The sequence below is a fragment of the Labilithrix sp. genome (assembly GCA_019637155.1).
GTDB lineage: Bacteria > Myxococcota_A > Polyangia > Polyangiales > Polyangiaceae > Labilithrix.
In genome coordinates this window covers 686,467-701,143 of the sequence record JAHBWE010000001.1, presented here as the reverse complement: position 1 = coordinate 701,143, position 14,677 = coordinate 686,467, and the positions used below count along the sequence as shown (strand labels likewise).

7 protein-coding genes are annotated in these 14,677 nt (G+C 65.3%); all 7 read right to left on the bottom strand.

Going from position 1 to position 14,677, the window contains the following annotated elements; all coding sequences use genetic code 11:
• Positions 1 to 33: 33 nt before the first annotated feature.
• Complete coding sequence (locus tag KF837_02985) at positions 34 to 1,047, bottom strand: hypothetical protein (GenBank protein ID MBX3226245.1); 1,014 nt, start codon at positions 1,045 to 1,047, stop codon at positions 34 to 36.
• Positions 1,048 to 2,286: 1,239 nt separating this feature from the next.
• Entirely contained in the window at positions 2,287 to 2,832 is a 546-nt protein-coding gene (locus KF837_02980) for an RHS repeat-associated core domain-containing protein (GenBank protein ID MBX3226244.1), read from the bottom strand.
• Positions 2,833 to 4,309: 1,477 nt separating this feature from the next.
• Complete coding sequence (locus tag KF837_02975) at positions 4,310 to 5,236, bottom strand: hypothetical protein (protein MBX3226243.1); 927 nt, start codon at positions 5,234 to 5,236, stop codon at positions 4,310 to 4,312.
• Between the two features lie 8 nt (positions 5,237 to 5,244).
• Complete coding sequence (locus KF837_02970) at positions 5,245 to 5,892, bottom strand: hypothetical protein (protein ID MBX3226242.1); 648 nt, start codon at positions 5,890 to 5,892, stop codon at positions 5,245 to 5,247.
• Positions 5,893 to 6,008: 116 nt separating this feature from the next.
• Positions 6,009 to 11,657, bottom strand: a complete 5,649-nt coding sequence (locus KF837_02965) for a hypothetical protein (GenBank protein MBX3226241.1) — start codon at positions 11,655 to 11,657, stop codon at positions 6,009 to 6,011.
• 923 nt (positions 11,658 to 12,580) lie between these two features.
• A complete protein-coding gene (locus KF837_02960; protein ID MBX3226240.1) occupies positions 12,581 to 13,702 on the bottom strand; it encodes an IS91 family transposase in 1,122 nt (373 codons plus the stop codon).
• A gap of 102 nt (positions 13,703 to 13,804) precedes the next feature.
• Positions 13,805 to 14,665: a site-specific integrase gene (locus tag KF837_02955; GenBank protein ID MBX3226239.1), complete on the bottom strand. Its 861-nt coding sequence runs from the start codon at positions 14,663 to 14,665 to the stop codon at positions 13,805 to 13,807.
• Between the last annotated feature and the right edge of the window lie 12 nt (positions 14,666 to 14,677).

Below are 14,677 nucleotides of genomic sequence, written 5' to 3'. Positions count from 1 at the left end.
GACCGCGCGCGTTCGCGGCTTCGGATCATCGGATCAGAAGCAGGTCTCGGGCGAGCGGTTGTTGTTGACCGCGGAGATGACGCACGCCTTCTTCGCGCAGAGGTTCCGCGGGAGCTCGCGGCCGGAGCGCGACTGCTCCCAGGAGCGGAGCTTGAGGAGCGTGTTGCGCGGCATCGAGCAGACCCAGTTGAGCCGCGCGTGCTCGGCGAAGACGTAGGGATCGCCGGAGACGCCGCCTTCCCACGCCTTGTCGCCGGGGAGGTCCGCGCCGTTCGGCATCTCGGTCGCGACCCACGAGCCGAACATCGCGACGTTCGACGCGCCGTGGACGACGCCCGGACGCTGCGCGCCATTGGCGGTCGGGTAGTCGACGTCGACGTACTTGCCATCGACGCGGTCGTACTCGTTGATGACGCGGACCTTGATGCCCGCCGGCGGCGTGTAGCTGCGGTCGCCGTCGTAGACCTTGCGCATCGACATGCCGAGGACGTGCGCGACCTCGGTGACGTGCTCGCCGAGCATGCGGTTGCAGCCGTGCGAGACCTTCCCGCGCTTCAGGTACCAGACGTCGAAGTCCGGGTTGTCGCGGCTGTCCTCGTAGGAGATCGGCCCGTGCATCGCGATGCCGCCGTGGTACGCGAGGAACGGAAACCCGCCCCACGTGACGTAGCTCGTACCGAACGACGAGGTCGTCTGCCCATCGGGCCGAAAGAGCGTCGCGCGATAGAGCGAGTACTCACGCGGCCGCGCGTTGTAGCCGTTCGATTCACCGGTCGCGATCGGATAGACGAGGTCGACCTGCTGCCTCCCGCCGACGTTCCGCGCCTTCGCATGAGGCAAGCTCGACACGTTGACCGACGTGAAGCCACGAACACGCGCGGTGTGCCCGGTAAGCGAGATCGTGACCTCGGGCGACCCGAGCGCATCGAGCGGCCCGTTATAAAACCAGTGCTCGTTGCTCTTCCTCGCGAGGTCATCCTCAGCGACGCCGGCCGTCTCCTCCTCCGACTCGACCGCGCACCCCACCGCCATCAACGACCCCACCAACAGCCCAAGAAGAAGATGTGCGCGCATGAAGGTATGTGTGACCTATCTCACGACATGCGCAAGAATGATCTCAACCGTCATGCCTGGGGCGGCGGCTCGTAAGCAATGGGATCAACAAGACATTTTCTTCTCCCACGACATCAGAAAATCGTGTAGCTCCCTCCAAGATCGTCGCAACGCTCCGCAAGAGGGCGAATCGACGCGATGTCTCGCATCGCGTATCAGGTGCGCGACGTCGATGGCCTTCATCCGCCGCTGGACGCCCTCGTTGAACGTTGAACAACCATCTGCGTTCCGAGACGCGCAAGGCGGCCGAGGCCACGCCACGCCGCCTGCGGACGCGGCTGACCAAGGGGCGAGAAGCGTCATCGCAAGCGAATGGCGCAGGTCGCGGCGGTGTAACACCGTCGCGACGTACGTCCGGACCGTGCAGGACGTCGTCGCCGAGCTGCAGCCTGTCCGCGATACCGCCAAAGACTCGCGAGCGACCTCGACCGACAACAGCGCGTATGGGCCAGTATCGAGAAGGAGTCCGAGACCGTCATCGATACCTGAAAGGCGGCGTACGCATTCCATCCAGACGGCTCGAAGGAGTTCCACGAACGCATGATGGACGCCAAGCGCGACATCGTGACGTCGGAGATGGCGTGGCCCATGTCATCACAGCTACTTTCTTATGTTCTTCCTTCGTTGGCTCGTTGCTGAAGCCGGCGCGGACTGAGTCTGCGTCTTCTTCGCTCGGCGCCCCGCTATTCGAGCCTGGACAAGCTTCCTCGCCTCCTCATCCACCAATCGCTCTGCATGCTTGCTGAACTCAAGGCCGAATACGTCTTGGATCGTGCGTGGGATGCCGCTGTATCCAACCTCCCCTCCCAACCAGGTGAACTCCACGTCGAGTCCTTCGAGCCAGCTGCGCAATGCTTGAGCTGCCAGAAGGAGTGCCTGCAACGAATCAGCCCCCAGTGCCCGGCCCCAATACGCCGTCGAGAGGCCTCGCACGACGAACGGCGCAGCCCACTCGTATGCGCCAACCTTATAAGGTCGATACAATTTCGCCGTCAGTGCTCGACCGTCTTTTCTCCTGAATGTTCGGGTCGCCACAACGTCGTTCTGCCGAATTTTGTCGCTGGACATACGATACTCAGTTGCTGAACTCACCATCGCACCAGTTCTCGCAGGCCTCGATGGAGGTTCCATTTGTCGCGATTTGCCAGCACCGCGCCTTTTGCGCTGGATCCTTCAGCTTGCGGCAAACGCTTCGCGTCCAACCGCCCCCTGGTGGCAAGCATCTTTGCACGCGCTGAGCTTCGACCTCCTCGCTCCACAGATGCCTCCACCCGAGTCGAGCGGCGTATCGGCGTCATCCTCGGGTATCGCTGGAGCTCCGCCCGAGCCACCGGGGATGGGGGGCGCGTTCGGATCGAATGGCGCGCCATCGGATGGTGTGCAATTCCAGATTCCCGTCACGCACATGGCGCCAATCGTCGTCCCCAGGCCTGCGCCGAGCGCCGCCCCAATCGGGCCGAATGCGGCTCCCGCCGCAGCTCCAGCGACGGTCGGGCTGCGTCCGCTTTGGTCGACGAAGTTGGCCGGATCGTTGTTCGCGTACGCGTAGAAGTTCAGGCCACCACCAAAGCGGCTTTGGTCCTTACTGGTCCACCGCCCGGTCGTCGGGTCGTAGTCCCGCGCTCCGAACCGCACCAGCCCCATGTCGCGATCCCACAGCCCTCCCGCGAACCCGAAGGGCTGGAAGCCCGGGTTCGTATCGCTGGTCCCCCCACGCATTGAAGTCCATTCGCTGCGCGACGGCACCCGTCGCCGCGTCGACGACGAGCCTTGGGCTGCCGAGGTGGTCCTTCACGAAGCGATACGTCGCGCCGCTCTTGAGCATCGCGTCCGGCGAGTGGCTGCTCGTCGCGTACACGAACCGCGCGACGACCGCGCCCGTGTGGTCCAGCTCCGCGACGACCCTCCTGCCGTCGTACACGAAGCCTTGCATGAGGCTTTCACCCAAACGCTTGCCGATACGGCGGTTCTGGCCGTCGATGACGTACTGGAGCCGCTCGAATGGCGCGGGGCGCGTCACCTCGCGAAGATTGCCGTGCGTGTCGTAGCTGTAGAGCGTCTCCGCCAGCGTCGCGTCGTCGGTCTTCTTCGAGAGCTCGCCGTTCGGGCCGTACACGAAGGAGAGGCCACCGTGCGTCAACTGCCGATCTTGCGCGTCGTGCGTGCCATCGTTGCGGTTGCCGTTGTCGTCGTAGCCGTACTCCTGCTCTGGAGAGGAGGCTCCGTTGACGAACACTTGCCAGAGTCGGCCCGCCGCGTCGTACGTGTAGCGTTCGCTGCGCGCGACGCCGCCGAGCGTCTCCGCCTTCGTGTCGATACGCCCCGCCGCGTCGCGTGTGTACGTCGCCGCGTAGCTCGTCGCGCTGCCAGTCACGGCGTGTCCGACGACCTCGCCGTAGGCGTTGTAGATGGGCCCCCACCCGCGCGGCTGCGCCGCGCGGGTGGGGGAGGGCATCCTGATCTCCATCGCGGCCACACGCGCTGCGCGAGTCATCCAGTCCGTGCCGGAGTCGTCGCGCGTCGTGGAGACGCGATCGCCGTGGATGACGCGGGCCGTCAATCCCTCGCGTGCGGCCGCCGGCGCCGTCGAGAGCAGCGCGGTGAGCAGACAGAGGAGCGCGAGCAGCACGCTGCGCGCTTGTCCGCGCTGTCGCGTCGACGGCATCATCCCCCGCTCTTCGGCTCGGCAGATGGCGGCTTCGCGTTCTCGGCGGATAGCCGCATGAGCTCGACGACGAGCTGACGAACATGCGGTCATGCCGTCAACAGTAGTCGAGAACCGCACTGCGAGCATCCTGCGACGATTGGCCCTCACGTCCGCCCCCAGGGACGTCTGCGTCTCGGCGCTCTCGCGACATGCCACGCAACCGATCCAACCGAGCACCCGATAGGCCGGATGACCACACCGAGGGAGATCCTACCGGGTCGGACCTACATGATCACGCGCCGCTGCTCTCAGCGGCAGTTCCTGCTGCGGCCGGACAAGAAGACCAACGCGATCCTCGCCTATTGCCTCGCCGAGGCCGCCAGCCGCCATGAGATCTGCCGTGCCGGCCGCCTCGGCCTTCGACACGCCCAAGACCTCGGAGCCGCGCAGCAACCTCCGACCCGCCGTCGCCTGCAAGGACAAGGAGCGACGCATCGAGGCCCTCCGAGGACAAGGCACTTCCGGCGCCGCCGAACGATATCGCGCCCATCAGTCGCTCCAGTTCAGAATCGTATCGTACCAATGAGAGATTGCTTCGTCGTCCGGCTCCGCGAGCTTTGCCTTTCCGATCTCTCTTTTCGCGAGTTCAAGATCGCCGATTTGAAAGAAGGCTCGTGCGAGAGAGAACGATTCGACGGCAGGGGTCACCGGCACGTGTTCGGCCACAAGTGCCGACGGAACGAATATCTGACCTCGCCGTGCGATGAGGGTTTGCCGGGCGGGTATCCAGATCAATGCCCGAATGGAGCGCGCCAACTCGTGAATGACCGACGAGGCAACTTCCTCGTGAAGCTCGAAGGCGACTTGCTCCCTTTTTCGGTGGATCAACCGTTGGCCCACGCCACTCCAGTCGACATGAGCGGTACTCCTCGCCCCGGCGGGCTGGACCATCGCCTCTCCCAGAATCCGCCCCTCGTCCGTAACGACGACGGCCTCGCGTTCTGCAACTGCGCGGATGTGACCGGTCTCGGCGAGGCAACGAACTGGGTTTGTTTCGGAGCGGCATAGAACGAATGACCCCAACCACGTGACAATTTCGTGTTGTTGAATTGCGCGAAGTCTCGCCACAGTCGACGGTGCCGAGAAATCTTCGACCAGACGCTCCCTAGCATTGGCAACATCCCGCGCTCGATGCCTTGCGTTAATCGCTTCTCCGACGAATCCATTCCACTCAGCGGCCTCCGCAAGGGACGACCAGTCGCCATAGTTCCCTCGTTCACCTGCCGCGCGCCGCGCAAAGCGAAGGCGTAGTGCCTCCTTGTCGAGGTCAAGGGCACACGTTGCGACACATGCTGCATACTCAGCAGCATCTTCCACGCGGCGCTCTCGAACGGCTCGAAGACGTTCGCGCAGCGCGAGCCTAAGCGCCAACTCTGGATCCTGACGCAGAAGGACGATGAGGTCGTCGGGCGACATTGGCCGATTCACGGCGTTGCACTTTCACTCAGAGTTTCGGAACTCCATCCCCCATGCACGCGCTGAAGACGGCATCGTACGCTCCGCGAGGCCTGTCCGGTGGCCCCGCTTAATGAGCTCATCGACGGCGTCTTGGGCTCTCTTCTTACACGCCTCCCGTTTCTTGTCGGTGCATTGAATCCCCGACTCGGGGGAGCGTCATCCGTCGTACCGTCGCCGTCGCTCGCGTTCTGGTAACCGCCGGCACCGTCCTTGCGATCGCCGTGTGTAATGGTCGGGGGCTCGAAATCATCAAGCTGATGGACGATGTCCCATGCGGCCAATCCGATGAATCCCGCTCCGGCCAGCACGAATCCGCCTGCAAGGATGGCGCCTCCGGCCGCACCGGCGCCCAGGCCCACTCCGATTGCGGCAGCTGCTGCATGCCCGGTTGGATCGACGAAGTTGATTGGGTCGTTGTTGGCGTACGCGTAGAAGTTCAGCCCCCAGCCGAACCTCGAGGAGTCTTTACTGGTCCAGAAGACGATCAGCTCGACGGTCGTAGCGGGTACTGGTCCCTCAATGCTTCGGGCGCGAGAGACGGTCTCTCCCGATAGAGCGGGTCGAGTGCGTCGATGACGAGCGCGCCCACGATCCCGGCAAGCCGCTCTCGCCAGATCTCGAACTCATCGGCGGAACACTCCTCCTTTGCAAGTCGAATCGCGAGGCCCAACTCTTCATTCGCCGAGCGAAGATGCCGAACCAATTTCTCTGCCGTCTCGTCCGTCATTAGTCACCTCGCCATGCATTCGGCAACGCATCGATGGAAGTTCGAACTCTGAAGATCGCCTTGAGGATCTGGCAGTAGGTGCCTACATGCCGCGATACACTTGTTTCGCTTACGGTCGTCCTTCTTGTTCTTATCACCGCCGCAGATGCCGCCACTGTCGTCGAGCGGTCCAGTGTCCGGGACTGGAGGCGCTGGCGGATCCCAAGGTGGAGCCGTCGTCGGCCCGCCCATCGGCATCTCCGGGTCGTAGGGCATGTGTGGGAAGTCAGGCATCGAACCTGGCCGCGATTGGCTATCCGCGTAGTTCTGCAGCGCCGTGTACGTCAAGTAGCCAGCCACGAGGCCGATGCCGACCCCGATTGCTACCGCCACGGCGGGAGTGTGTCCTGTTACGTCGACGTAGTTGATCGGGTCGTTGTTCGCGTAGGCGTAGAAGTTCAGGCCGCCGCCAAACCGCGAAGCATCCTTCGTGGTCCACCGCCCGGTCGTCGGGTCATAGTCCCGCGCCCCGAACCGCGCGAGCCCCGCGTCGCGATCCCACAGCCCGCCCGCAAACCCGAAGGGCTGAAAGTCAGGGTTCGTGTCGGTGGTGATGTTGCCCCAGGGGTCGACGTCGAGGCGCTGGACGAGAATGCCGGAGGAGTCGAAGACGAGACGCGGCGTGCCGAGGTGGTCCTTGACGAAGCGATAGGTGACACCGCCCCGCACCATGAAGTCGGGGGAGTGGCCGCCCGTGGCGTAGACGAAGCGCGAGACGAGGACGCCGCTGGCGTCGAGCTCCGCGACGATGCGTGCGCCGTCGTAGAGGAAGCCCTGCACGAGGGTGCCGCCGACCTTCTTTCCGATGCGACGGCCGCGACCGTCAATGACGTAGTCGATCGGCGCGAGCGGCGCCGGTCGTGTGACGCTCCGGAGGTTGCCCTGCGCGTCGTAGTCGTAGAGCGTCTCGACGTGTGTGATGTCGTCGGTCTTCTTGAAGCGCTCGCCGTTGGGTCCATAGGCGAACGAGAAGCCTTCGTGCGAGAGCTGACGGTCCTGCAAGTCGTATGAGCCGTCGGTGCGGTTGCCGTTCGCGTCGTAGGTCCACTCGGAGAGCGGTGTGGAGGCGCCGTTGACGAAGACCTGCCAGAGGCGCCCGGCCGCGTCGTAGGTGTAGCGCTCGATCGTCGAGACGCCGTCGATCGTCTCCGTCTTTGTCTCGATGCGTCCGGCGGCGTCGCGCGCGTAGGTGACGGCGTAGGTCGTGGCGCTGCCGGAGAGCGCGTGGCCGACGACTTCGCCGTGGGCGTTGTAGCCGAACGTTTCGGTGAGCGCGCCGAGCGTCGTGCTCTTGAGGAGACCGGCGCTTCCACGCGTGACCGTCATGGGGCCGGCAGCGGTGACGAAGCCGTCGCGATCGTAGGTCAGCGCGACCGTGTCCGCGCCGTCGACGTTGGACGCCGAGACGCGCAAGAAGTTGTCGTACGTCTTGTTCAGCTCGTGGCTGAACGGCCCGGTGATGGCCTGCCTCGCGAGGAGCGAGCCGTCGTACGTGTTCGTGAGCGTGACGCCGTCGCTCGTCGTGATGCTCGAGAGGCGTCCTTGTGGATCGTAAGCGTACGTCCTCGCTACCGCGTCCGTCCTCTGGTGGGGTCGACCGAGCGCATCGTATGCGAACGTCGTCGGCGTCCCCGGCTGTGCTACGTGAAGGAGGAGTCCGTCGTTGTCGCGCGTGTACGTCGTGTCTTTCGGTGCGAAGCTCAGGTCTGGTGGCGCGTACGCGGCGAGGCGATTGGTCGGATCCCACGAGAAGGAGTGCGGGGGCTTGCTGGGCGGGGTGACCGAGAGCACGTTCCCGCTCGGATCGTAGCTTAGGCCGAGGGCGCGACCGCCCGGTAGGTTGATGAGCGTGGGGCGGCCGTTCGCATCACGGGACGCGTAGCTCACGTCGAGACCGGCGGGATTCGTCGTGCTCTCGACCCATCCGGTAGCGGGATCGTAGCTCGTCGTGTACACGCGAGTCCCGTGCGTGATCTGGTCGACACGACCGCGATCGTCGTAGTGGTAGTGGATCGGGTGAAGGACGGGATCGGTGCCGAGCACCGAGACGCTGCTGAAACGGTCGAGGGTGTCGAGCGTCACGCGCGTCTGGCGGCCCACGGGGCTCGTGGTGGTCCAGGTCGCGGGGGAGCCTGCAGCGAAGACGCGGGTGGAGGTGGCGTTCGGCAGACCGGCCCCGGCAACCGTCGTGGTGATGGTCTGGCCGCTGACGGCGAAAGGATTGTCGGGCGTAGCGAGCGTGGCCGTGCGCGACTCGCTGCGGAGCATCGAATGCGTCACCGCCGGGAAGCCGACGTCGGTGCGTATCGATGATGCGTACGTCGTTCCCCAACGCGGATCGGTCGCCGTCGCGAGAACGGTGACCTTCGTGCCGTCGGGCTCGGACGCGTTCTGGAAACCGCTCACCAGGCGATCGAGGACCGTTGCAACCGGTGAGCTCGTATTCGGGCCTCTGGTTATGGTCCGCCGCTCGACGATCTTCGTATCGCCGAAGCTGATACCGCGATCGACACGGTGGCGCGTCACGCGGTCCTCGGGTGACGTGACGTCAACGGACCAGCCCATGCCGTGGGTCGACGCGGCGAGCCGTGTGCCACTCGACCCGGGAATGGCATCACTGTCCTTGATGAGCCGGCCGTCATCATCGTAGTCGAAGTGATGGACGCGGCCGCCCGGACGGACGAGGTCGGTCAAGAGGCCGCCGGTGTCGTGTACGACATCGATGACGTCGGTGGACATCGGGCCGCTCAGACGCGCAAGGTGGCCCTTCGAATCGAGCATGAGCGTCGTGATCTGTCCGTGTGGAGCAGTGACCGTCACTCCGTCAGAGGTATAGGCAAAGCGCGTCTCGTTGCCGGAGGCATCGGTGACGGACTGGAGGTGACCGGTCGCTGGATCCTGGACAAACGTGTAGATCGGTGTGCCGCGCAGCGCAGAGAGCGTACGGAGATGGCGACCCGCAGCGTCCACTTCGTAGATCTCGCTACCGTCCTCACTAGAAATGCGGAACGACGAAGGCCCAGCGGCAGGAAACGTTAGCGGTCGTAGCCTGCGGATGTAGGGCCTGCCGTTGAATGCCATGCCAACGAAGAGCTCACCCTTCTGTCCGAAAGCCAGCATGCTGAGCTGCTGAAAGTGTGCATGGATTGCAGGGCCTCCATCGCCTGACAGACCGAAGACGTCCGGCTGACCGGCAATCCGAACCATCGCTCCTTGGGGCGAGCGCCGCAGAAGGTGACCGTAGCAGCCGACCATGAACCCGCCGTTGTCTAGTGGAACGATTTGCGTTGTGCTCGGCCCCGATGATTCTTCACACCACTGCTGAAGCTCCAATGGAGCTTGCGTTACCGGATCGCGCACAGTGGACTGGGTGCCGCTCGGGTCGATGCGAGAGAGAGCCGAGAAGTTTTCCACCAGGAGTGTGCCGTTGGACTGCAAATGGAGCCCAAACGGTAGCGATGCAACGCCATAGGTGGAGATTGTGCCCTCCGGCCCGATCCGTCGAATCCACTGATCGCTGGTCACGAAGACCGTTCCGTCGTTTGCGACCGCGAGATGCCTGGGAAACGGTAGGTCTGCTTGCCGGGCATCACCACCGTCACCGCAATTGGTAAAGCAGTTGCGATTAGGCGCGGGCTTGCCCGCGACGTGTTGCAGTGTGGGCGTGGGCCCTGGCACTATCTTCCATACCTGGTGAAGGGCTTCTTCGGCGAAGTAGATAGCACCATCGGCGCCGACTGCTATTCCGGCGGGGCGTACCTCGGCATGAAGCGCGGGCGCGCCGTCCACCTTCGGTACAGTCGGAGGCACTCCGGCGAGCGTCGAGATGCTGCCGTCCGTTCCAACGGCGCGCACGCGGCTGAGGCCGCTGCTACTACCATCGGAGACGAAGTAGAGCGTCCCGTCCGGTCCCGTTGCCATCTTCAATTGGGTGCCGAGATACGCCTGCTGGGCATCGCCACCATCGTTGAAATTCGGATAGATGCCGCCGCCCGCAAAGGCGTCAACAATGTAGCCAGAGTCTGGTTGGCGCTTGGTCCGGCCGTCTCCTCGATACAGCGTGAGCGCTTCCATGTCCGCCGCATGCTGAACGTCGAGCATCCAACCGCCGAACCCCGCCGGCGCGATCGGGCGCATGACGGAGCTCGTCGCAGTCTGCCATATTGTTATCGTACGCGCGTCGCGATTGCCGTCGATCGGGAATCCCGAGATCGCGCCGAAGACGGCCGTGCTGAACGTCGTAGACGCCGCATACTCGTAGCCGACACGGACGCGCACGTCAAACCGCCCGGCACCGACATCACGCCCGTACGCGTCCCGATTGTCCCAAGTCCATTCGAACGTCTCTTTCGGCACAATAGGGGGATACTTCACGAAGGTCTCTCTCCGGCCAGCGACCTCGATCTCTATTCGTACGCGCTGGAGGGAGGACGGTGGCGGCGTGTCACCCGCAAGCCGCATCCGAATTCGAGACTTGAACCCGGAGCTTCGGGAGCTCAGGTACCGAAGGTTGAACGGGGTGCCAATCAGCGGGAGTGTCTCCCCGAGCGTTCGTGATTCGCATCCAATGATCGAGCCATCCCGCTCACACGGGTCATCGACCTCGTCGTCGGCCGGGTCCGGAGTTGGAGGCGGCACCGCTCCATCTGGGGGACCGAACCCCCAATTGCAGTCCCACGCTGAGAAATGGCTCATCGTCACGCGCCAGAGCTCGGCTCCGACGGGGTGTTGTCCCGCGAGCGCCGATAGCTCGCTCGTCGTGATTCCGAGATCCGCGAGTGCAGCACCCGTGTCGGCAACGCCATCGCCGGTGACGTCGACCATCGCCATGCCGCCGGTCACACCCACGATCTTCAGAATGCGTCCGGACTTCTCGGCCATCCACGCGCCCTTGGCGCGGTCGTAGTAGCCAAGAGGCACCGTCTCGCCGACGGGATAGTGCGTGAAGTTGTCGACGTAGACCGAGACATCTCGATCAAACGTCACATCGGCGACGCCCGCAGCCGTCGCCGCTGGGAAGCCCAACTCGAAGGCATAGGTGTACCCACTCGTCGGAGGAAGCTCCCCGGGCATCCGACTCTGTCCTCGCGGACCACGCGTGTACTCGGTGACTTGGACTTCGAGCGGCGTCCCGTCGGGAACAGCATAGTTGGTGAAATGGGTATTCGGTGGAAAGACAATCAGCGCCTGCCGTTCGCCGTCAGCATCTTCACCACTCGGCGTTACAAGACCACGAACTACTTGAGCTGCGTCGCTGCCGCTGATGAAGAGATCGGCACTGGACTGAGGCCGCGTAAGGACGATGTCCTCGACGATTCCCCAACCATGCCAACCGACGCTTCCGCGACGCTGCACCGGCAGGTAGCCTGCACCTCGAGCGTCGACGACGTAGCTGGTCCCGCCGTTGACGGCGAGGTCATACGTCCCGTCCGCGCGGGTTATTGTCTGCCCGAACTCCGGGTGTCCATTGATGCGGACGGTTATCCCGGCCCTTGGCGTCACCTCATCTGCGTCGAAGACGCGTCCGCGAAGGACCGCGACGCGCTCCGGCGCAATGATACCGACAGCAACACCAGTCTGCACGGGTGACGATCCAGAGTAGAGGAACGCCATGCGGTCAGCCGTGCTTGCGGCCACAGTCGGATCAACTGGCGGTGGTTCGAGAACCGGCGCACAACCAGGTGCGCCGACAACCGGCGTGAGCGTGCAGCCGGTCGTGGGTTCGCACGAACCAACGAAACACGGATCCGCCGAGGCGCAACTGGGCGCTGCCTCGGGCTGACATGCACCCGCGGCCGTACACCTGGCCGTGCCATTGCAGACGTTCATGTCCACATCGCATACGGTCCCTTCGGCGACAGGGGTGAGAACGCATCCAGCCTCCAAGTCGCATGTCGCGGTGAGACACGCAGATGTCGAAGTGCACGCGATCGGCGCGCGGGGCACGCAGGCGCCAAGCCCGTCACACGTGGATTGACCCGCGCACGCAGGCCCTCCTCCGCAGACAGTCCCTGCGGGCACCGGCATGAGCTGGCAGCCGAGAGTCGGATCGCACGTCGCGATGACGCACGGCTCCGGTGCTACGCAGGCGGGTGGCGACCCGTCGATGCAGTGGCCGCTTCCATCGCAGGACGACGTTCCGTTGCAGGCGTTGCCGTCGGTCTCGCAGCTCGTCCCGGGCGGTGCATTCGAAACGACGCAGCCAACCAGTAGGCGTTTGGCTGCGCGTAGGACGAGCCGACCGTCGACCGGGACCGCGCAGCCGAAACGTCGAGTTGAACGAAGCCGAGCTGGGTGTTCGCGGTGGGTCCGCTATGGGAGAAGTGGCCAGCGGCTCGGCGTCGGTGAGGGGGCGCGAGCAGATCGCCGGGCGGGACGGCGCTGGGTGGATCGCGAGATCGTGGTGTCGTGCGGCGTGCGGAGTGGGACCGACCGGTCGCCCGACGTCGACGCCGGAGACGCGGGCAACACGTCGCCGTCGACGGCGGCCGGAGCGACCTCGCGGGGCGACACGATCGGGAAGCGGAAGTTCGTGCTCATGAAGTGTCCGGCGGCGTCGGCCCGGCGAGGGTCAGGGGGAGCGGGTGGCGGCGCATCGCGAGCTCGCCGCAGCGGGGACAGCTCCGGAGGTCGACGCCGGTGAGCGCGAGGAGGAGTTCGCGGAAGTCGGCGGGGCTCCGCGAGACCTCGGGAGCAGCGGGCAGCGGGGCACGATCAAGGAGGCGACGAGCCGCGACGAGCCGAGTCGTGACGTTGCTCGCGGCCATCAGGCCGTGGTGCCGGATCTTGACGTAGCCCTTCGGCAGGACATGAAGGAGGAAGCGCCGGAGGAACTCGTCGGGCGCGAGGGTGGCGGTCCGCTCGCCGTGCGTGCGGAATGTGACGCCGCGCTCGTCGAGCGAGACGAGGCGGCGATTCGAGAGGCCGACGCGGTGCGTGTAGCGGCCGAGATAGCGGAAGACCTGCTCGGGGCCGCCGAAGGGGCGCTTGGCGTAGACGACCCATCGCGTCCGATGGAGCTTGTCCTTCACACGCGCGAAGCGCGTCTTGTCGGCGAGCCCCGCGGCGGGACCGTCGAGCCGAAGCGCGCCGCGATCGTAGAGGCGGGCGAGGCGGTCGAGGAACTTGCCGCGGAAGAGCGCGCCGAGGACGCGGACCGGGAACAGGAACTCGGGACGCGCGGCGATCCATTCGGTGCCGTCGGGGGAGAGGCCGCCGCCGGAGACGACGCAGTGGACGTGGGGGTGGAAGCGAAGGTCGCGCGTCCACGTATGCAGGACGCTCGTGATCCCGAGCTCGGCGCCGAGCCACCGGCGATCGCGCCCGAGCTCGAGGAGCGACTCGGCCGCTGCGGCGAAGAGGATGTCGAAGATCTCTTCGCGGTTGACGAGCGCGAGGCCGTGGAGCTCGGAGGGGATCGTGAAGACCACGTGGAAGGCGTGGGTCGGCAGGACGCGCTCCATCCGCCGGTTGATCCATCGCGACTGGCTCAATGCCTGGCACTTTGGGCAGTGACGGTTGCGGCACGAGTTGTAGGCGATCGCGCCGTAGCCGCACGCGTCGCACACGTCGACGTGTCCGCCCAGCGCCGCCGTCCGGCACCGCGCGACGGCGCGGAGGACGGCGTGCTGATCCGGCGAGAGGGCGTGCGCGCGCACGAAGGCCTCACCGTGGAGGCGGACGATATCCGCGACCTCGAGAACGGGCCTACCTTCGGCGTGCACCCCGGCGGGCGGGTGCGCGTGCGCGACCAGAGCGCGTTAGCCGATCATCTTCTGCTTCGGCGTGCCGAGGACGTCGGCTGGGCTCTTCGTCTTGGCGAGCACGCGGCTCGTGACGCGCGTGTAGCGGACGGTCGTCCGGATCGAGCGATGCCCGAGGAGCATCTGGATCACGCGGATGTCCGTACCGAGCTCGAGGAGGTGGGTCGCGAACGTGTGCCGGAGGATGTGCGGCTTCACGCGCTTGGCGACGCCCGTCTTCTTGGCCGCCGCGTCGAGGTGATACCGCACCGACGCCTGCGACAACGGACAGCCGGCCTGGGCGCCACCGAAGAGCCACGGTTTCGTCGGGCGCTCGACAGCCCAGTATCGCCGCAGAAGGAAGAGCACCCGCTCGGGCAGCGGGACGTACCGCGCCTGGTTCCCTTTCCCGTGGCGGACTCGGATCGTCATCCGCTTGCTGTCGATGTCCTCGACGCGCAGCCCGCAGACCTCGCTGATCCGGAGCCCGGCGCCGTACGCGGTCATGATGACGGCGCGGTGCTTGACCGACTCGACGGCGTCGAGGAGCGCCGCGACCTCGCTGCCGCTCAGGATCTCGGGTACGCCCTGCGGCACCTTCGGCCACGGGATCCTGGCGACGACATCCGGCCGCCGCAACGTGACCTGGTAGAGGAACTTGATCGCGGCGACGTGCATCTTCCGGTGGGCCGGGCTCACCTTCCTCTTCTCGACGAGGTGCATCAGGAACTCGCGGACCTCGAGCTCGCCCATCTGCTGCGGCGGCTTGCGGTGGTACGCTACGAACGCCCGCGCGCAGTCCACGTACGACCTGCACGTTTTCCGCGCGTAGTCGCGAAGCTGAAGGTCCTCGATCATCTGGTCACACAGCTTTCCCATGGCGATCTCCTT